Below are 19,663 nucleotides of genomic sequence, written 5' to 3'. Positions count from 1 at the left end.
AAGGTGGCGGCTCTCGGGCTGGCCGCTGCGCGGTGCCGCGAGGAGGGCGCCGTCGTCCGCGATTTTACCGCATGCGTAGCGCGCGGTCGAAAATCACCGCAGGCCGTCTATTTAGAGATGAAGCGCGGGGCGCCACCTGGGGCACGATAGGGGCCGATTGGGGTCGCATTGTGGTCAAATAGCATGGCTCGATCGCGCAGCGCGGCCGGGGCGCGAGAATTCACTCATTGAGGCCGGAGGTCCTGTTTGGCGGGAGGTACGATCGACAAGCCGCGTGCGTGGCGCGGCGAGACCGGCCACACGCGAGGGCGCGCGCGTGAGCGCGAGGCGCTCGCGCGGTGCTGGCTGCGCGTGTCGTTCGCCTTCGGCCTCCTGATGTTGCTGCTCGCCGGAGGCGAGGCCTACGCGGCGAGCAAGGCGCCGAGCTACAAGGTCGAGGTGGTCGCCGAGCCGCGCGCGCTGCGCCGGCTGCTCGAACAGCACCTCGATGTGTCGCGTTTCGCGAAGCGCCCAGACGTCACCGAAGACCAGTTCTCGTTCCTGATCACCGCGACGCCGCAGCAGGTGCGCGATCTCGCCGCGACGCAGGGCTATTTCTCGCCGCTCGTCAGCACCGACGTGCGCACCGTCGACAACACGCGGCAGGTCACCGTGCGCGTCGAGCCGGGCCCGCAGACCAAGGTCACGTCGGTCGATCTGTCGTTTCGCGGCGCGGTGCTGACCGAAGACCCGTCGCGCGAAAACGCGACGCGCTTCGCGTTCTCGCTGCGCGAGGGCCAGCCGTTTTCGCAGGGCGACTGGGACGACGCGAAGAACGGGTCGCTGCGCGAGCTGCAATCGCGCCGCTACCTCGCCGCGAAGATCTATCACTCCGAGGCGCTGATCGATCCGCGCACGCACACGGCGAAGCTGTCGGTGATCTACGACAGCGGGCCGACCTTCACGATGGGCCAACTCGACGTTCAGGGCACCAAGCGCTATCCGGAACGCATCGTCCATAACGTCAATCCGATCTCGCCGGGCGACATCTACGACACGCGCACCGTCGCGGAACTGCAGCGTCAATTGCAGAACACGCCGTACTTCGCGAGCGTCGCGATCGACCTCGACAACGACCCCAGCAAGCCGCTCGACACGCCGGTGCACGTGAAGGTGTCGGAGTTTCCGTATCACAGCTTCCGCGGCGGCGTCGGCTATTCGACTGACAACGGCCCGCTCGTGCAGGGCGGCTACACCTATCTGAACACGTTCGGCGCGGCGTGGCCGTTCACCGTCGAGGGCCGCGCCGACCAGACGCAGCAATACGGCCAGGTCCAGCTATCGATGCCGCCGGGCCAGCGTGGGTGGACCAATAGCGTGCTCGCGTCGTACACGACCACCGACGTCTCGGACACGCGTATCTACAGCATCCGCGGCGGCGTGCAGCGCTCGCGCACGTCGCAGTTTCTCGACTACAGCTATTCGCTGCTGTTCTACAACGATCAGCTCAATCAGAACGCCGCGCCGCCGACCCGCGCGCACGCGCTGGTGCCGGGGTGGTCGTGGACGCGGCGCGACACCGATGACCCGCTGTTCCCGCGCCGTGGCAACCTGATCCACGTCGAGGCGGGCTTCGCGGTCAAGGGAGTGCTCGCCGATCAGTCGTTCATCCGCGGCTACGCGCGCGGCCAGCAGTATTTCCCGATCGGCGACAACGACATCGTGCTGATCCGCGCCGAGCTCGGCGGCGTCTTCACCAGCGGCAGCTCGAGCGGCGTTCCGGCGTCGCTGCTGTTCCGCGCGGGCGGTTCGAACTCGGTGCGCGGCTACGGCTTTCAGAGCATCGGTAACAACGTCGCCGGCTCGGTCCTGCCGACCAAATACCTGGTGACGAGCGCAGCCGAATACCAGCACTGGTTCTCGCGCAACTGGGGCGCGGCCGTGTTCTTCGACATCGGCACCGCCACCGACACCTGGGGCGAGAAAATTTTCTATCCGGGCGCCGGCGTCGGCGCGCGCTGGCGCAGCCCGGTCGGCCCGGTCAATCTCGATGTTGCTTACGGGATACGCGATAACAGGGTGCGGCCGTATATCACGCTCGGCATCGCGTTCTGATGTTTTGACGACAACCCGCTACCTTATTTGCCACCGTATTCGCGCATGACCACCGACGTCACCGACCCGCCCCCCGCGCAGCCGCCCGGCGCCACGCCGCCAGCACCGCCGGATGGGCAGCAGCCGCCCGACACGCCGCCGCCGAAGCGGCGCTGGGGCCGGCTGCTGCTGAAGACGATCGCGGGCACGGTGATCATGCTGGTGCTGCTCGCCGTGCTCGCGGTCGGCTTGCTGTACGGCGCGCTGACGACCGAGCGCGGCACCGCGTACGTGTGGCACGCGGCCGTCAAGCTGCTCGGCGGCCGGCTCGCCGGCACGCTCGACGGCGGCACGCTCGCGCACGGTGTGCAACTGCGCGACGTGCGCTGGCGCAGCCTCGACGGCAACGGCACCGACATCCAGATCGACCGGGTCGCGGGCAGCTGGGCGCTCGCGCGCGAGCCGTGGCGGTTCACCATCGATTATCTGCACGTCGGCACGATCGAGGCGCGTGTCGGCCCGTCGTCGCCGAGCAGCAACGAGCCGATGAAACTGCCGCAGGATCTGCAATTGCCGATGCAGCTGGAGATCCGCGATGTGCGAGTCGAGCGGCTGCTGCTGCATCAGGGATCGTCGACGACCGAGCTGTCGAGCTTCGCATTTCATGGACGCAGCGACGGGCGTCATCACGAGGCGGCGATCGATCGGCTCGAGACGCCGTTCGGCGCGCTGACCGCAGCGGCGAAACTCGATGGCGTGCAGCCGTTTCCGCTCACCGGCGAAGTCGGTTATTCGGGCAAGGTCAACGATGAAGCGGTGCAGGTGGCCGGTCACCTGAGCGGCACGCTCGAGCAGCTGGTCGCCGAGCTCGATGCGAGCGGCATGAAGCTCGCCGGTCACGCGCGGGTCGAAGCGGCGCCGTTCGCCGCGGTGCCGTTGCAGCGCGCGACGCTGAGCTTCGATCACGTGAATCCGCAGGCCTTCGCGCCCGGTGCGCCGTTGGCCGATCTGGCGGTGCGCGCCGAGTTGCAGCCGGTGGAGCACGGCGCGGCGGACACAGCGAGCGCGGCCAGCACGCCCAGCACAGCCAGCGCGGCCGAACCGTCGGCCGCCAGCCATCCGCACCAAGTCTTCGGCCACCAGGCGCCGGCCAAACCGGCGGCGGGCTTCGCCGTCGCCGGTCACATCTCGATCGTCAACGCGAAACCCGGCGCAATCGACCAGAAACTGCTGCCGTTGATCGACGCGAACGCCGACGTGCGGCTCGACGCCCGCACGCAGAGCATCTCGAACCTGAACGTGCGGCTCGTGCGCAACGCGACGCTCACCGGCGGCGGCACGCTGAGCGGCCGGCACGGCCAGCTCGATCTGAACGTCGCGCGGCTCGACCTGAACGCGCTGCAGGCCACCGTGCGGCCGACGCAACTGTCCGGCCCGATCGGCATTCGCCTGAACGACGACATCCAGAGCCTGACGCTCGATCTCGCCGACCCCGCCGCCGCGCTGCGCGCGCAGGGCAAGATCACGTTCGATCCGGCGCGCATCAGCTTCAACGACGTGCGCGTCACGTCGGGTCGCGGCCGCATCGATCTATCGGGCGCGCTGAAGCACGATGCGAACTCGACCTACAACCTGAAGGCGCAACTGACCGATTTCGATCCGCTGTCGCTGACCTCGCAGATGCCCGCGCGCACGCCGGTCACGAGTTCCGGCGCGCCCGCCGCGAGCGGCGGGCGGAGCGAGCGGCAAGCGCAGGCCGCGGCGCTCGCGGGCAGCACCGCCGGCGCCAAGCGTGCGGCGCCCGGCGATCAGGCCGCGGCCATCGCGCAGAACACCGCAAAGGCCGCGGTGGAGACCGAAGTGCTCGAGCGCAGGACGCCAGCGCCCGCCCATCGCGCGACCCATGCGCCCCGCGCAGCCGCGCACGCGGCCCCGCGCCCGGCCACGCCCGCGCGCAGGATCGAGGCGCGCGTGAACGCCACAATCAGCGCGGCCGGCGTGCTCGCGCCGGTCTTCACGACGCGCGCCGAATTCACGCTCGGCCCGAGCGTCTACAACGACCTGCCGCTGACGGGCGGCGGCATGATCCAGTTGGCCGGCTCGCGAATCCTGCCGAGCCGCGCCAATCTTTCCGTGGCGGGCAATCAGGTCAATCTGCAAGGCAGCTTCGGCGCGGCCGGCGACCGGCTGCGCTTCGCCATCGACGCGCCGCAGCTCGATCGGCTCGGCTTCGGCCTCGCGGGCGCGATCGCCGCCGACGGCGATGTCACCGGTTCGTTCGCGCATCCGAACGTGACGCTGAACTACAAGGCTGACAGCGTCGTGTTCGCGAGCAACCGTGTCGGCCACGCACAGGGCCACGCCGAGTTGCGCGACGGCGCGAACGGCGCGCTCGCGTTCACGACCGACGCGCGCAATGTCAGCGCGGGCGGCGTCGACCTCGCCACGCTGACCGCCCGCCTGTCCGGCACGCGTGCGAATCACACGCTCGAGGCCGCCGCGACCGGCAAGTTGCAAGACCGTCCACTGGACCTGACGCTCGCCGCCAATGGCAAGCTGACCGACACGCGCGACGGCTCGCGCTGGGACGGCACCGTCACGCGTCTGCAGAATCGCGGCACGCCGGCGCTGAACCTCGAAGCGCCGCTCGCGGTCAGCGCCGGGCCGGGTCACCTGACGCTCGGCGCGACGCGCCTGACGATCGAAGGCTCGGTGCTGGCCCTGAAGTCGTTCGCGTTCGATCACGGCCGCATCCAGTCGGCCGGTAGCCTGACCGATGTGTCGCTCGCGCACTTGCAGGAACTGCGTCGCCAGATCACTGGCGAGCCGCCCGCCGTGCGCACCGACCTCGTGTTCGACGGCGACTGGGACTTCTCGCTCGGCGCGACGGCGAGCGGCCACATCGAGCTGCGCCGGCGCAGCGGCGACGTGACGGTCGAAATCGGCCGCGGGCTCGCGTCGATGGGCATTGGCGCGATCCGCGCGCGCGCCGAATTCACCGGCGGCAACCGGCTCAACGCGACCGTGCATGCGCAGGCGAGCCGCATCGGCGTGATCGATGCCGACGCGCACACGCCGCTCGTGCTGCGCGACGGCATGTTGACCGTCGATCCGCAAAGCGCGCTGTCGGGCAACGTCAACGCGAACGTGCCGTCGCTGCGCACGACGGGCGGCCTGCTCGGCCCGAGCTACCTGCTCGACGGCCGTCTCGCGCTGCAGCTTGCGCTCGGCGGCACGGTCGCGAAGCCGAACGTGACCGGCTCGCTGACCGGCGACGGTCTGTCCGCGACCGTCGTGAGCCAGGGCGTGCAACTGAAGGACGGCGTCGTGCGCATCGCGCTGTCGCAGAACACGGTGGACTTTCAGCAGGTCGAGTTCCACGGCGCGAGCGGCACGCTGCGTGCGACCGGGCGCGTGCGCCTCGACAGCGCGGAGCCCGACATGACTGCGAGCATCGTCGCGGACAAGCTCGATGTGTTCGCGTCGCCGGACCGCCATCTGTCGCTGTCGGGCAGCGCGAACATCTCGAACGGCGGCGTGGAGCGCGGCCCCGTGATCGACGGCAAGTTCGTGGTCGACAGCGCGCTGTTCGATCTGCCCGAGCAGGCCGCGCCGAGCCTCGGCGACGACGTCGTGATCATCCGCCCGGACGGCACGCGCTCGGGCGGCCGGCCGCGTCCGATCGAAGGCGGCCAGCCGCCGGCGAGCCCGTTCGCGCCACGCGCGAACATCGAGATCGGGCTCGGCAACGACTTCCGCTTCCGCGGCAAGGGCGCCGACCTCGGCCTCGCCGGCACGATCACCGCGACGAGCGCGCCGAATACGCCGCTGCGCGCGGTCGGCAATGTGCGCGTCACGCCGGGTTCGACCTACACCGCGTTCGGCCGCAAGCTCGCGATCGAGAACGGTTTCTTCACGTTCAACGGGCCGGTCACCAATCCGGGCATCAACATTCTCGCGATGCGCCGCAACCAGCAGGTCGAGGCCGGCGTGCAGGTGACCGGCACGCTGCAGGCGCCGGTCGCGCGGCTCGTGTCGGAGCCGAGCGTGCCGGACAACGAGAAACTGTCGTGGCTGCTGTTCGGCCACGGCACCGACCAGGGTAACAACCTCGGCCAGCAGAGCACGATGACGACCGCGCTCGCGCTGCTCGGCAGCGCGACGGGCGCGCGGATCGCGCAGACCGTCGGGCTCGACGAGTTTTCGATCGGCCGCAGCGACGTCGGTCTGACCGATCCGCAAGTGGTGATGGTGTCGAAGGCGATCAACGAGTGGCTCGTGATCGGCTACGAGCAGGGGCTGCAGTCGGCGAGCAATGCGATCAAGGCGACGATCAATCTGACGCGGTACTGGTCGCTGGTCGTCTACGGCGGCACGTTCTATGGCGCCGACGTGCTCTACACGCGGCGCTTCGATCGGATCGCGTGGTGACGCGGGCGGCATAAAAAAACGGCACGCCTGGAAGCGTGCCGTTTTTGTCCTACCTGCCTGCTGCGAGGTGGGGTGGGGCGCCCGAACGCGCCTCGCGTTACTTCACGCGCATGCCGGGCTTTGCGCCGCTATGCGGTTCGAGCACGTAGAGGCCCGGTTCGGCCTTCTCGTCCGCCGCCGAAGCCGCCAGCACCATGCCTTCGGACATGCCGAACTTCATCTTGCGCGGCGCGAGGTTCGCGACCATCACGGTCAGCTTGCCGATCAGCTGCTCGGGCTGATACGCGGACTTGATGCCCGAGAACACGTTGCGGGTCTTCTCCTCGCCGACGTCGAGCGTCAGTTGCAGCAGCTTGTCCGAGCCTTCCACGGCCTTGCAGTCGACGATCTTCGCGATGCGCAGATCGACTTTCGCGAAGTCGTCGATCGAGATGATGCCGGACTCTTCTTCCTTCGCGGCGGCGGCGGCCTTGGAGTGGGCCTTCGCCTTAGCCTTCGCGTCGGCCGCCGCCGCCTCCGGCGTGGCCTGCAGCGACTCGCGATTGGCCGCGAGCAGCGCCTCGATCTGCTTCGGGTCGACGCGCGTCATCAGATGCTTGTACGCGTTGATCGGGCGCGCCGAGCTGAGCGGCGCGGTGGCGTCGGCCCACACGAGCGGCTCGATGCCGAGGAACGCCTCGACCGCTTCGGCGAGCTTCGGCAGCACCGGCTTCAGCGCGAGCGACAGCAGACGGAACGCCTCGATGCTGACGCTGCAGGTCTCGTGCAGCGCGACCGCGTTGGCCGGGTCTTTCGCCTGATCCCACGGCTTCGCGGTATCGACGTAGGCGTTGACCGCGTCGGCGAGTTCCATGGTTTGACGCAGCGCGCGGCTGTACTCGCGTGCCTCGTAGTGCGCGGCGATCTGCGGCAGCGCGGCGCGCAGCGTGCCGAGCAGCGGATGGTGCATCGCGCTGTCCTGCACACGGCCGTCGAAGCGCTTGATCAGGAAGCCGGCCGCGCGGCTGGCGATGTTCACGTACTTGCCGACCAGATCGCTGTTCACGCGCGCCTGGAAGTCGTCGAGGTTCAGGTCGAGGTCTTCCATCGTGCTGTTCAGCTTGGCCGCGAAGTAGTAGCGCAGCCATTCCGGATTCAGGCCGGTGTCGATCACGCTTTGCGCGGTGATGAAGGTGCCGCGCGACTTCGACATCTTCGCGCCGTCGACGGTCAGAAAGCCGTGCGCGAACACGTTGGTCGGCGTGCGATGGCCCGAGAATTCGAGCATGGCGGGCCAGAACAGCGTGTGGAAATACAGGATGTCCTTGCCGATGAAGTGGTACTGCTCGGCGGTCGACCCCTTGCGAACCCACGCGTCGAAGTCGAGGCCGCGCTTTTCGGCGAGGTTCTTGAAGCTCGCGTAGTAACCGACCGGTGCGTCCAGCCACACGTAGAAATATTTGCCGGGTGCGCCCGGAATCTCGAAGCCGAAGTACGGCGCGTCGCGCGAGATGTCCCAGTCGGCGAGCTTGGCTTCGCCGGCGTCGCCTAGCCATTCGCGCATCTTGTTGGTGGCTTCCGGCTGCGCGAGGCCGCCGACCCATTCACGCAGGAAGCTCTCGCAGCGCGGATCGGACAGGCGGAAGAAGTAGTGCGTCGAAGTCTTGCGAATCGGCGTCGCGCCGGAGACGACCGAGTACGGATTGACGAGCTCGGTGGGCTGATAGGTCGAGCCGCAGACTTCACAGCTGTCGCCGTATTGGTCTTTGGCGCCGCATTTCGGGCACTCGCCCTTGATGAAGCGGTCCGGCAGGAACATTTCCTTGACCGGGTCGTAGGCCTGTTCGATCTCGCGTGCGTCGATCAGCCCCGCTTCCTTCAGCGCGAGGTAGACGTTTTCGCTGAGCACACGGTTTTCGTCGGAATCGGTCGAGTAGTAGTTGTCGAACGAAATGCCGAAGCTGTCGAAGTCGCGCTTGTGCTCCAGCCACACGCGATCGATCAGCTGTTTCGGCGTCAGGCCTTCTTTTTCCGCGCGCAGCATGACCGGCGTGCCGTGTGTATCGTCGGCGCCGACGTAGTAGACCTCATGGCCGTGCATTCGCAGCGCCCGGACCCAGATGTCCGTCTGGATATATTCGACCAGATGGCCGATATGAATCTGCCCGTTCGCATACGGAAGGGCCGACGTGACGAGAATCTGACGGCGGCCGGACGGCGCGCCTGCGGAAAGGTCGGTGGCGGGTGCTGACATAAGGATCGGGGGTGCCTGCGGTGGGACGAAACGGTGATTTTAGCAGGGCGCACGCCGCACGCGGGCCGGGCGCGGCGGGCTGGACGAGCGGAGCAGAGGGGATGGTCGCGAGCGATGGCCGAAAGAGGGAAGCGACGTCTCGCGAAGCGGGATGCAAAACCGCGCGGGCAAAAAAAACCGGGGTCGATAAACCCCGGAGCAACAACGACAAGAGGAGAATGGTGACGTGACGGCTTCGCCAGTCACGTACCGTAAAGACAGACCGCGGATTTTCCGTAGAGTTCGAAATTTTTTTCGATTCAGCGACAAACCTGTCCGACGGCCTGTCCCGTCCGCCAGCCGGGCTCTTGCTGCTGAAACGCCCGGCCGGCCCGGCGGCGGCTTCTCCTTGGGACTTGCCCTTATTGCGTCGCGTGCTGGGCGGTGGCGCGCAGATAGATTTCGACGCGGCGGTTCGCCGCACGGCCGGCTTCGGTGTTGTTGTCGGCGATCGGCTGGTTCGGGCCCATGCCGGTGGCCGACAGGCGCTGCGGTGCGATACCGCGTTGCGTCAGGTAGCCGGTCACGCTCTGCGCGCGGTTGACCGACAGCGTCTGGTTGTATTGCAGCGAGCCGGTGTTGTCCGTATGGCCGACGACCGACGCGACGACTTCCGGATTCTGCTGCAGTGTCTGGGCGAGCTGATCGAGCACCGGCGCAAACGTCGGCTTGATCGCGTAGCTGCTGGTGTCGAACGTGACCGAACTCGGGATGTTCAGCTTCAGCGAACCGTCCGGCTGCTCGGTGATCTGCGTGCCGGTGCCCTTGGTCGCGCCCGACATGCGGTTGCGGATGTTGTCCCAGTTGTAGCCGGTGATGCCGCCCACTGCAGCACCGGTGGCCGCGCCGATCGCCGCGCCCTTGCCGCCGCCGAAGATCGCGCCGAGCGCGGCTCCGGCACCGGCGCCCACGCCCGTGCCGACTGCTGTGTTGGTGCCCTGTTGGGTCGCGCAGCCTGCCACCAGTGAGCCTGCCACGGCCAATACGGCCACGCGAGTCATGATTCTTGCATTCATCTTGGGTTCCTTTCGGGTGCGAATAAACCAGCGGGTAGCGGTCAGTCTATGCAGCGAACATTACGGCAACGCAGCGACCACTCAGAAAGTCAGGAACGATTCCTGCGCCTTGCTTCGCGCGGTCCGACAGCGAAGCAGGGTCTTCGGGCACCTTGTGCCGTCAGACACTACAATATGCCTGAACACGCAGCGATGCGTCCCTACGGCGTCCCGCGTGCCCCGAAGGGTGCCCGGCACGTAAGATTTTCGCAATGCCGCATAACAATTTCTTGCAAATTCCGCCGCGTGGTCGATTCGTCCACTTCGCCACGCCGCACCTCTTCCCCACGGAGTATCAATGAGTATCGATCGGGCTTTGGTCGACGCCGCCGTCGCGGCCGTCACTGACCCCAACACGGGCGCGCCGTACGCGGCCGCGAAGAGCATCCGCAACGTGGTTGTGGAGGGCGACGCGGTCAGCCTTCAGGTCACGCTCGGCTATCCGGCGAAAAGCCAGTTCGACGCGATCCGCCAGCAGTTCGGCGATGCGCTGCGCGCGGTGCCGGGCGTCGCAAACGTGCGCGTCGAAATTTCGCAGCAGATCGCCGCGCACACGGTGCAGCGCGGCGTGAAACTGCTGCCCGGCGTGAAGAACATCGTCGCGGTTGCGTCGGGCAAGGGCGGCGTCGGCAAGAGCACGACCGCCGTGAATCTCGCGCTCGCGCTGGCGAGCGAGGGCGCGTCGGTCGGCATTCTCGACGCCGACATCTACGGCCCGTCGCTGCCCACCATGCTCGGCATCGAGGGCCGCCCCGAATCGCCCGACGACAAATCGATGAACCCGATGACCGGCCACGGCGTGCAGGCCAACTCGATCGGCTTCCTGATCGAGGCGGACAACCCGATGGTATGGCGTGGCCCGATGGCGACCTCGGCGCTCGAACAGCTGCTGCGCCAGACCAACTGGCACGAACTCGACTACCTGATCGTCGACATGCCGCCCGGTACCGGCGACATCCAGCTGACGCTCGCGCAGCGCGTGCCGGTCACGGGCGCCGTGATCGTCACGACGCCGCAGGACATCGCGCTGCTCGACGCGAAGAAGGGCCTCAAGATGTTCGAGAAGGTCGGCATCCCGATCCTCGGCATCGTCGAGAACATGGGTCTGCACATCTGCTCGAATTGCGGCCACGAGGAGCACATCTTCGGCGCCGGTGGCGCGGAGCGCATGAGCAAGGAATATGGCGTCGACGTGCTCGGCAGCCTGCCGCTCGACATCACGATCCGCGAGCAGGCCGACTCGGGCCATCCGACGGTCGCCGCGGACCCGAACGGGCGCATCGCGGAGATCTATCGTTCGATCGCGCGCAAGGTCGCGGTGCATATCGCCGAACGCGCGCGCGACATGAGCTCGAAGTTTCCGAACATCGTCGTGCAAAACACCTGAGCGGCCGTTCGGGCAAGGGATTAGGGGCGATCTCGATCCCTGTTTTCACGAGCTCTCGCGGTATCATGTCGACTTCACGAGTTCGGCTCGGCGGCCGCAGGGGCGGCCGCCAGGCCGACAAGAGGATCGCATGGGAAAACGAATCGACGGGCACGCGGTACATGCGTTCATCGTTCTGACCGCCGGCTGTGTGCTGTTGAGCGGCTGTGGCGTCTTCCTGAGACCACAGGAAAAGCGCGCCGACGCGCAATTGCTGCCCACCGTGGGCAATCAGGCACACGGTCTCGTGACCTTTATCGAGCGCTCGGACGGCGTCCAGGTCACCTACAATCTCACCGGCTTGCCGCCCAATAGCGACCACGCGCTGCAGGTGCACGAGCGCGGCGACTGCAACGCCGCCGACGGCTCCAGCGCCGGTCCGGTGTTTTCGCCGGCGGCCGAACGGCTCAAGGCCGGCGCGCGCGTCGAGGGCGATCTCGGCAATATCCATGCGGACGCGAACGGCGTGGCCACCGGCTTCATCGTCGCGCCGGACGTTGCGCTCGACGGCATCCGCTCGGTGCTGCAGCGCGCGGTCTTGCTGCACCGCGACGCGACCGATCCCTACGCGTACCCTCAGCATGGCGCTGGCACGGCCATCGCCTGCGGCGTGATCCGCCAGCAGTGAACGGCGAGCGCGCTTTCACTGCCAGGCCACAGCTCGGTGGCGCGCATGACGCCATCGGCGGCAGCGATTCCGTGATCGCGTAAAATAAGCGGCCTTCGCCGGCTGAGCGCCGCAGCGCCGCCGGCAGTTTTCATCTATCTTTCCGTCACACCTGACATTCACGTCGAGCAGCGTTCACCTATGACCATCAAATCTGACAAGTGGATCCGGCGCATGGCCGAGTCGCACAAGATGATCGAGCCGTTTGCGCCCGATCAGGTTCGCGTCTCACAAGACGGCCGGAAGATTGTCAGCTACGGCACCTCGAGCTACGGCTACGACATTCGCTGCGCCGACGAATTCAAGATCTTCACCAACATCAACTCGACGATCGTCGATCCGAAGAACTTCGACGAGAAGTCGTTCGTTGATTTCAAGGGCGACGTCTGCATCATCCCGCCGAACTCGTTCGCGCTCGCGCGCACGGTCGAGTACTTCCGCATCCCGCGCAGCGTCCTCACGGTGTGCCTCGGCAAATCGACGTACGCGCGCTGCGGGATCATCGTCAACGTGACGCCGTTCGAGCCGGAATGGGAAGGGCACGTCACGCTCGAATTCTCGAATACGACACCTTTGCCTGCGAAAATCTACGCGAACGAAGGCGTCGCCCAGGTGCTGTTTTTCGAAAGCGACGAGATTTGTGAAACGTCGTACTCGGATCGCGGCGGCAAGTATCAAGGTCAGCACGGCGTCACGTTGCCGAAGACCTGACGTCGGCAGCGTCTCGACCCACCAGTTATTCGGGTGACCGCTGCGCTTTCTACGTAACGCAGCGGTCGTTTTCTTTTTGGAGAATCGCCCATGAAGTTCCGTTTCCCCGTCGTCATCATCGACGAAGATTTCCGCTCCGAGAACATCTCCGGTTCCGGCATCCGGGCTTTGGCCGAAGCCATCGAGAAAGAAGGCGCGGAAGTGCTCGGGTTGACGAGCTACGGCGATCTGACCTCGTTCGCGCAGCAGTCGAGCCGCGCGTCGTGCTTCATCCTGTCGATCGACGACGACGAACTGCTGCCGTACGTCGACAACGTGGTCGTCGAAGGCGAGACACCCGAGCTCGCGGCCGCGATCGTCGCGCTGCGCGCGTTCGTGACCGAAGTGCGCCGCCGCAACGCCGACATCCCGATCTTCCTGTACGGCGAGACGCGCACCTCGCGCCATCTGCCGAACGACATCCTGCGCGAACTGCACGGCTTCATCCACATGTTCGAGGACACGCCGGAATTCGTCGCGCGCCATATCATCCGCGAGGCGAAGGTGTACCTGGATTCGCTCGCACCGCCGTTCTTCAAGGAACTGGTGCAGTACGCGGAAGAGGGTTCGTACTCGTGGCACTGCCCGGGCCACTCGGGCGGCGTCGCGTTCCTGAAGAGCCCGCTCGGCCAGATGTTCCACCAGTTCTTCGGCGAAAACATGCTGCGCGCCGACGTCTGCAACGCGGTCGACGAACTCGGCCAGTTGCTCGATCACACCGGCCCGGTCGCGGCCTCGGAGCGCAACGCCGCGCGCATCTTCAGCGCCGATCACGTGTTCTTCGTGACCAACGGCACCTCCACGTCGAACAAGATCGTCTGGCACGGCACGGTTGCGCCGGGCGACATCGTGCTGGTCGACCGCAACTGCCACAAGTCGATCCTGCACGCGATCACGATGACCGGCGCGATCCCGGTGTTCCTGACGCCGACCCGCAACAACTTCGGCATCATCGGTCCGATCCCGCGCAGCGAGTTCGAACCGGAGAACATCCGCAAGAAGATCGAGGCGAACCCGTTCGCGCGCGAAGCGCTCGCGAAGAACCCGAACCTGAAGCCGCGCATCCTGACGATCACGCAAAGCACGTACGACGGCGTCGTCTACAACGTCGAGATGATCAAGGAGATGTTGGGCGAATGGCTCGACACGCTGCACTTCGACGAAGCGTGGCTGCCGCACGCGGAGTTCCACGAGTTCTACCAGGACATGCACGCGATCGGCGCGGGCCGTCCGCGCATCGGCGCGATGATCTACGCGACGCACTCCACGCACAAGCTGCTCGCCGGCATCTCGCAGGCGTCGCAGATCGTCGTGCAGGATTCGAAGAACAGCCGCTTCGACAAGCATCGCTTCAACGAGGCCTATCTGATGCATACGTCGACGAGCCCGCAGTACGCGATCATCGCGTCGTGCGACGTGGCCGCGGCGATGATGGAAGCGCCGGGCGGCACCGCGCTCGTCGAAGAGTCGATCGCTGAAGCGCTCGACTTCCGCCGCGCGATGACCAAGGTCGACACCGAATACGGCGACGACTGGTTCTTCAAGGTGTGGGGCCCGGACCAGTTCGCCGAGGAAGGCATCGGCTCGCGCGAAGACTGGATGCTGCGCCCGGACGACGCGTGGCACGGCTTCGGCCCGCTCGCCGAAGGCTTCAACATGCTCGACCCGATCAAGGCGACGATCGTCACGCCGGGTCTGAACATGGATGGCGGCTTCGACGACACCGGCATTCCCGCGGCGATCGTCACGAAGTACCTGGCCGAGCACGGCATCATCGTCGAGAAGACGGGCCTCTATTCGTTCTTCATCATGTTCACGATCGGCATCACGAAGGGCCGCTGGAACTCGATGGTGACCGAGCTGCAGCAGTTCAAGGACGACTACGACACCAACCAGCCGCTGTGGCGTGTGCTGCCCGAGTTCGTCGCGCATCATCCGATGTACGAGCGTGTCGGCCTGCGCGATCTGTGTCAGCAGATCCACGGCGTGTATCGCGCGAACGACATCGCGCGTCTGACGACCGAGATGTACCTGTCGAGCATGGAGCCGGCGATGAAGCCGTCCGACGCATTCGCGAAGCTCGCGCACCGCGAGATCGACCGGGTACCGATCGACGAGCTCGAAGGCCGTGTCACGTCGATCCTGTTGACGCCGTATCCGCCGGGCATTCCGCTGCTGATTCCGGGCGAGCGCTTCAACAAGACCATCGTCAACTATCTGCGTTTCGCGCGCGAGTTCAACGAGCGCTTCCCGGGCTTCCATACGGATATCCACGGGCTCGTCGGCGAAATGGTCAACGGGCGCATCGAATATTTCGTCGATTGCGTGCGCATCTGACGATGGGGTGGGTGAAGTTGCTGACGGGGCTGCCCGCTATCGGGCGTTGGCGGCGCGGGGCCGGCGTGCTGGCCTTCGCGCTCGCGGCCGGCACACTGGTGCTCGGCGCCGTCGCGAGTCCGGCGGCGCGTGCCGAGGTCGCCGCCGCCGATCCGATCGATGCGGCGATGCGCACGTGTCTCGCGCGCGCCGACATGTCGACGACCATCGGGCAGGTGCAATGCATGGACAATGCGCGCATCGGCTGGATGGCCGCGGTCGATAACGCGTACCAGCAGTTGCTCGCGAAGGTGCCGCCGGCGCGGCGCAGGCTGTGGGAGAAGAGCCAGTCGAGCTGGCTCGCGTCGCGCGATGCCGAGAAGCAGCTGCTCGCCGCCGTCTTCGCGACGACCCAGGGTTCGATGTACGTGCTTTCCGAAGCCGACATGCAGCTGCAGCCGGTGCGCGACCGTGCGCTCGTGCTGCGCAGCGCACTCGCCGATGCGAGCGGTCCGGCGCCGCGCCGGCCGCGCGCGTGCAACGCCGATGCGCGTTGCGAACACGCGATGTTCGATCTGAACCGCTACTACCGTGTGCTCGAATCGAAGATGCCGGCGAAGTCGCGGCCGACGCTGGTGCACGCACAACGCGCGTGGAATGCGTATCTGACCGCATCGACGCCGCTCGTCGACGAGCGCGGACGTATCGACATCATCGGCGCGCGCGTCGCGACGATCAAACGGCTCTCCGAAACGGCCGGCAACCACTGACGGCCCCCGAGCGGCGCGACCTGCCGCAGCTTCAATCCCATTGAACACCGTCTGCGCGCGGCTGCGGCGCCGCGAGCGCCGGCTCGCCGCGCAGATCGCGCATCGCATCCTCGATGATCGCGGACATCGTGTTGAGCGCGAGGTCGTTGTCGTCGGTGCCGAACGGTTCTTCGAGCTGCGACGCGATCGCTTCGTGCGCCATGAACGTGTACGCGACGAACACCGCGAACACCGGCGTGAAAATGCCGATGCTGTTGACGAGCCCGAACGGCAGCGACGCGCAGAAGAAGTACACGGTGCGGTGGATCATCACAGAATACGCGAACGGCAACGGCGTCGAAGCGATGCGCTCGCAGCCGCCGATCACGTCCGATAGTCCGTTCAGATTGCGGTCGAACGCGAGCACCGACATCGGATCGAGGCTGCCCGCGCGTGCCGCGCGCTGCACCCATTCGCCGAGGCACAGCATCAGCGCGGCGGGCTTGTAGCGTGATCCCATCACCCGCTCGAACAGTGCGCCGGGCAGCCGCGCGGCAAGGTCGTCGCGGGCTTCGGTCTTGCGCAACTGATGACGCAGCGCATGCGGGAGCGCGCTCAATATCGCCAGAAACGCGGCGGCTTCCTCTTTGGGCAACTCGCGCGACGGCAGCGTCAGCGCCTGGCGCGTCAGCGAGCGCGACTCGTTGAGCAATTGCCCCCACAGCTTGCGCGCCTCCCACCAGCGGTCGTAGCTCGCGTTGTTGCGAAAGCCGAGAAACACCGCGAGCGCAATGCCGACCAGCGAGAACGGCGCAATCGAGTTCAGGTTCAGGCTGACAGGCAGCAGATGATCGTGCGCGGCGAGCGCAATGATCGAGATGACGAAGATCAGGAAGAGCCGCGGCAGCAACTGCGGCAGCACCGAGCCGCGCCACGCGAGCAGCATGCGGAACCAGTGGAGATGCGGGCGAATGATCATGGACGCGCGGTTCGTCTGAAGCGATAGAGCGCCTATTATCGATTGCTTTTCGTGTGGCCCGAACAGAAAAACCCGCGGCGTGCACATCACGGACGATGCACACGCCGCGGGTTCGTTTACCGCGAGCGGAGCGGGACAGCGGCTAACTTAACCTCAGTCGCGCGCCGACGAAGCCGCGCCGTGGCTCAGCCAGTCGAGTACGGCCGTCGCGTCGTCGTCGGCGCCTTCGCGCGCTTTCTCGACGGTTTCGGCCACTTCGTCGCTCGGCACCGCGCGGCGAATCGCCACGCCGACCGCCAGAATGTCGATCATCACGAGGTGCAGGATGCGCGAGATCATCGACAGCTGCGACTCGCGAATCTCGATGTGATCGGTTTCCAGCGCGACCGTCGCGCGCTTCGCGAGCGGCGTGTTGCTCGACGTGATCGCGATCACCTGCGCGCCGGCCTGCATCGCGACGTCGAGCACGCGCAGCAGCTCGGGCGCGCGCCCCGACTTCGACACCGCGACAATCACGTCGCCCTTGCCGAGCAGCGCGGCCGAGGCTGCCTGCATGTACAGGTCACCGTATGCGATGGTCGGAATACCGAAACGGAAGAACTTGTAGTGCGCGTCCTGCGCGACGATGTTCGAATTGCCGAGCCCGTAGAACTCGATGCGCCGTGCTCCGTTCAGCAGGTCGATCGCGCGTTCCACGTGCTCGAAGTTCAGATGCTCGCGCAACTGCAGGATCGCCGACACGGTGTTGTCGAGCACCTTCGCGCCGAAGTCGGTCGCGGTGTCCCCGAGATGCACCTGGCTGTGGCTGACCGGAATCGTGCCGGTCAAACCGGTCGCGAGCTTCAGCTTGAAATCCGACAACCCCTGGCAGCCGAGCGAGCGGCAGAAGCGGATCACGGTCGGCTGACTGACGTCGGCCTTGCGCGCGATGTCGACGATCGGATCGTTGATGATCGAACGCGGATGGTTCAGCGCGAGATCGGCGACGCGGCGCTCGGCCGGCGTCAGCGCGTCGCGCATCTGGCGAATCCGCTCGAACACCGCCGACGAGCTGCCGCCCGCGCGGTTCGACAGCTGCTCCGCGAGAATCGCCGATACGCCGAGGAACGCCGGGTATTCGGCGGTGATCACATAGGTCGGCACATTCTGCAGATACGCCTCGAAGCGGCCCTTCGCCTCGAAGCGCTGGCGGAACGACGAACGCGCGAACAACTCGCCGAGACGCGGCACGACACCGCCGCCGATATAGATGCCGCCGAGCGCGCCGAGCGTCACCGCGATGTTGCCGGCGAAGGTGCCGAGAATGCCGCAGAACACGTCGACCGATTCGGCCGCGAGCGGCTCGCCTTCGTGCGCGCGCTTGACCACATCGGCCGGGTTGACGCTGGCCGGCACGCGTTTCTTGTCGCGGCCCGCGAGCGCGCGATAGATCACCTCGAGGCCCGGACCCGCGGCCACCCGTTCGAACGACACGTGCGACCACTTCTTGCGCGCGTAGTGCAGCACGATCTCTTCGCGCTCGTCGGCGGGCGCGAAGGTGGCGTGGCCGCCTTCGCTGCCGAGCGCGATCCAGCGGTCGTCGGCGGGGATCAGGCCCGACACGCCCATGCCGGTGCCGGGGCCGAGCAGGCCGATCACGCTGTTGGGCCGGCGCTGGCCGCCGCCGACCTGCACGCGCTGCGTGTCGGTGAGGCCGGGCAGCGCCATCGCGAGCGCGGTGAAGTCGTTGACGACGAGCAGCGTGTCGAAGCCGAGCGTGCGGCGCGTCGCTTCGATCGAAAAGGTCCAGTCGTGATTGGTCATGCTGACCTGGTCGCCGTCGACCGGGTTCGCAATTGCGATCGCCGCGTGATTGACGCGGCCGATCTTCGTGTCCTTCAGGTACTTCTTGATGACATCGGCGACGCTCGGATACTCGGCGCAGGGATAGACCTGCACCGAGCCGATTTCGCCGGGGCCCGTCTCGAGCGCGAAACGCGCATTGGTACCGCCGATGTCGGCCAGCAGCCTCGGTCCATCGGCGTGCTGGGCCGCGCCCGGCACAGCTTTAGTTTGCACACCAGTAGACATCGAGTCTCACTCCCTTGTCGTTTGCCAGTTGCGAGATGGCATTTTTTTGTAGCGCAGCGGATGCGGCGTTGAGCACGTCCATCTTGCGCGGTCCTGCGATCAGCAGAAACAGGTGCTTGACGTCCTTCAGCGCGGACAGCGACCAGCTCACGCGCGCGTGCGGCGCCGCGCCCGGATGCACGGCGACGAAACGCTCGGTCGTGGTGATCGCGTGATCCCATTCGGGCGCGTCGGCGAAGATCGACGCGGTGTGGCCGTCTTCGCCCATGCCCAGCACCGCGACATCGGGCGCGGTGGCGAAGCGCGCGTCCGCGTTCAGCGCGGCGACGTGCGAGTGCAGATCCTGGCTGGTGTCGACGAGCGGCCAGAAGGTCGCGTGTTGCGCGGCGTTTTGCAGCAACGTGGCGCGCGCGAGCTGCGCGTTGCTCGCGCTATCGGTCTCCGGCACCCAGCGGTCGTCGACCAGCGTGATCGCGATGCGGGGCCAGTCGAACGTCTGCGTCGACAACGTTTGCAGGAACGGACGCGGGCTGCTGCCGCCGGACACGGCCAGCATGGCCGGGCGCGCGAGCGGGGTTGACGTGCCGGTGCCGGCCGCCTGTGCGGCAAGCGACGCATGTAACGCATCGCCCACCGCTTTCGCCAGCGCGTCGGATTGGGCGCGTTGGTCGTCGAAAGCGTGAAGCTCGATCACTTCTCCTCCGTGCTGCATTCTTGTTGGATCTGCGGAATCAGCCTGACTGCTGTCGCGCGATGCCTGCAAGGCGGGGTGGCCCGCAGACGCCTGACGCGATACCGGCGCGACTCCGTTCAGTTCGTCGGTGGTGTTGCCGGCGCCGCGCGCCGAGATGTTCATCGCGCGCGGCGCCGTCCGT

The 19,663-nt window shown here is 66.7% G+C and carries 12 protein-coding genes; 7 read left to right on the top strand and 5 right to left on the bottom strand.

Translation table 11 applies throughout. From position 1 onward, the window contains the following. Positions 1–246: 246 nt before the first annotated feature. Positions 247–2,094 (top strand): autotransporter assembly complex protein TamA, encoded by a 1,848-nt coding sequence (locus GCT19_RS01025; RefSeq protein WP_152850787.1) that lies wholly within the window; start codon positions 247–249, stop codon positions 2,092–2,094. 45 nt (positions 2,095–2,139) lie between these two features. After that, on the top strand, positions 2,140–6,504 hold the full coding sequence (locus GCT19_RS01020; protein WP_152850786.1) for a translocation/assembly module TamB domain-containing protein: 4,365 nt from the start codon (positions 2,140–2,142) through the stop codon (positions 6,502–6,504). Positions 6,505–6,601: 97 nt separating this feature from the next. Here GCT19_RS01020 and metG read toward each other — a convergent pair whose 3' ends face one another. Both metG and GCT19_RS01010 read right to left on the bottom strand, forming a co-directional pair. Beyond that, positions 6,602–8,737, bottom strand: a complete 2,136-nt coding sequence (metG, locus tag GCT19_RS01015; RefSeq protein WP_018431688.1) for a methionine--tRNA ligase — start codon at positions 8,735–8,737, stop codon at positions 6,602–6,604. 401 nt (positions 8,738–9,138) lie between these two features. Next, complete coding sequence (locus GCT19_RS01010; RefSeq protein ID WP_013088720.1) at positions 9,139–9,792, bottom strand: OmpA family protein; 654 nt, start codon at positions 9,790–9,792, stop codon at positions 9,139–9,141. Between the two features lie 337 nt (positions 9,793–10,129). Here GCT19_RS01010 and apbC point away from each other — a divergent pair, with 337 nt between their 5' ends. The 5 genes from apbC (at position 10,130) to GCT19_RS00985 (ending at position 15,760) form a co-directional block, all read left to right on the top strand. Further along, positions 10,130–11,218 (top strand): iron-sulfur cluster carrier protein ApbC, encoded by a 1,089-nt coding sequence (gene apbC / locus GCT19_RS01005; RefSeq protein WP_018431687.1) that lies wholly within the window; start codon positions 10,130–10,132, stop codon positions 11,216–11,218. A 130-nt stretch (positions 11,219–11,348) separates the two neighbouring features. Next, entirely contained in the window at positions 11,349–11,885 is a 537-nt protein-coding gene (locus tag GCT19_RS01000) for a superoxide dismutase family protein (RefSeq protein WP_018431686.1), read from the top strand. A gap of 180 nt (positions 11,886–12,065) precedes the next feature. Beyond that, positions 12,066–12,635 carry a dCTP deaminase gene (gene dcd / locus GCT19_RS00995; RefSeq protein WP_152850785.1) on the top strand — a complete coding sequence of 190 codons (570 nt, stop codon included), beginning with the start codon at positions 12,066–12,068 and terminating at the stop codon, positions 12,633–12,635. A 90-nt stretch (positions 12,636–12,725) separates the two neighbouring features. Beyond that, on the top strand, positions 12,726–15,011 hold the full coding sequence (locus GCT19_RS00990) for an arginine/lysine/ornithine decarboxylase (RefSeq protein ID WP_018431685.1): 2,286 nt from the start codon (positions 12,726–12,728) through the stop codon (positions 15,009–15,011). Positions 15,012–15,013: 2 nt separating this feature from the next. Continuing rightward, the gene (locus GCT19_RS00985; RefSeq protein WP_026227966.1) at positions 15,014–15,760 is read left to right on the top strand and encodes a lysozyme inhibitor LprI family protein; all 747 of its coding nucleotides are present in this window, start codon (positions 15,014–15,016) and stop codon (positions 15,758–15,760) included. Between the two features lie 31 nt (positions 15,761–15,791). Here the strand turns inward: GCT19_RS00985 and GCT19_RS00980 are convergent, their stop codons facing one another. The 3 genes from GCT19_RS00980 to pgl form a co-directional block, all read right to left on the bottom strand. Continuing rightward, the gene (locus tag GCT19_RS00980; RefSeq protein ID WP_026227965.1) at positions 15,792–16,718 is read right to left on the bottom strand and encodes a bestrophin family protein; all 927 of its coding nucleotides are present in this window, start codon (positions 16,716–16,718) and stop codon (positions 15,792–15,794) included. Positions 16,719–16,871: 153 nt separating this feature from the next. Then, positions 16,872–18,788, bottom strand: a complete 1,917-nt coding sequence (locus tag GCT19_RS00975) for a bifunctional transcriptional regulator/glucokinase (protein WP_013088727.1) — start codon at positions 18,786–18,788, stop codon at positions 16,872–16,874. Next, on the bottom strand, positions 18,766–19,482 hold the full coding sequence (gene pgl / locus GCT19_RS00970; RefSeq protein ID WP_026227964.1) for a 6-phosphogluconolactonase: 717 nt from the start codon (positions 19,480–19,482) through the stop codon (positions 18,766–18,768). Before pgl ends, GCT19_RS00975 begins: the two co-directional genes overlap by 23 nt. Positions 19,483–19,663: the final 181 nt, after the last annotated feature.

The sequence above is a fragment of the Paraburkholderia atlantica genome (assembly GCF_009362785.1).
GTDB classification, from domain to species: Bacteria; Pseudomonadota; Gammaproteobacteria; order Burkholderiales; family Burkholderiaceae; genus Paraburkholderia; species Paraburkholderia atlantica.
This window is presented reverse-complemented; position numbering and strand designations above follow the sequence as displayed.

What these genes read in the sequence shown, in the direction of transcription:
- GCT19_RS01000 (WP_018431686.1), top strand. Translation starts at nt 11,349, where the DNA reads ATGGGAAAACGAATCGACGGGCACGCGGTACATGCGTTCATCGTTCTG.
- apbC (WP_018431687.1), top strand. Translation starts at nt 10,130, where the DNA reads ATGAGTATCGATCGGGCTTTGGTCGACGCCGCCGTCGCGGCCGTCACT.
- GCT19_RS00975 (WP_013088727.1), bottom strand. Translation starts at nt 18,788, where the DNA reads ATGTCTACTGGTGTGCAAACTAAAGCTGTGCCGGGCGCGGCCCAGCAC.
- GCT19_RS00980 (WP_026227965.1), bottom strand. Translation starts at nt 16,718, where the DNA reads ATGATCATTCGCCCGCATCTCCACTGGTTCCGCATGCTGCTCGCGTGG.
- metG (WP_018431688.1), bottom strand. Translation starts at nt 8,737, where the DNA reads ATGTCAGCACCCGCCACCGACCTTTCCGCAGGCGCGCCGTCCGGCCGC.
- GCT19_RS00990 (WP_018431685.1), top strand. Translation starts at nt 12,726, where the DNA reads ATGAAGTTCCGTTTCCCCGTCGTCATCATCGACGAAGATTTCCGCTCC.
- dcd (WP_152850785.1), top strand. Translation starts at nt 12,066, where the DNA reads ATGACCATCAAATCTGACAAGTGGATCCGGCGCATGGCCGAGTCGCAC.
- GCT19_RS01010 (WP_013088720.1), bottom strand. Translation starts at nt 9,792, where the DNA reads ATGAATGCAAGAATCATGACTCGCGTGGCCGTATTGGCCGTGGCAGGC.
- GCT19_RS01020 (WP_152850786.1), top strand. Translation starts at nt 2,140, where the DNA reads ATGACCACCGACGTCACCGACCCGCCCCCCGCGCAGCCGCCCGGCGCC.
- GCT19_RS00985 (WP_026227966.1), top strand. Translation starts at nt 15,014, where the DNA reads ATGGGGTGGGTGAAGTTGCTGACGGGGCTGCCCGCTATCGGGCGTTGG.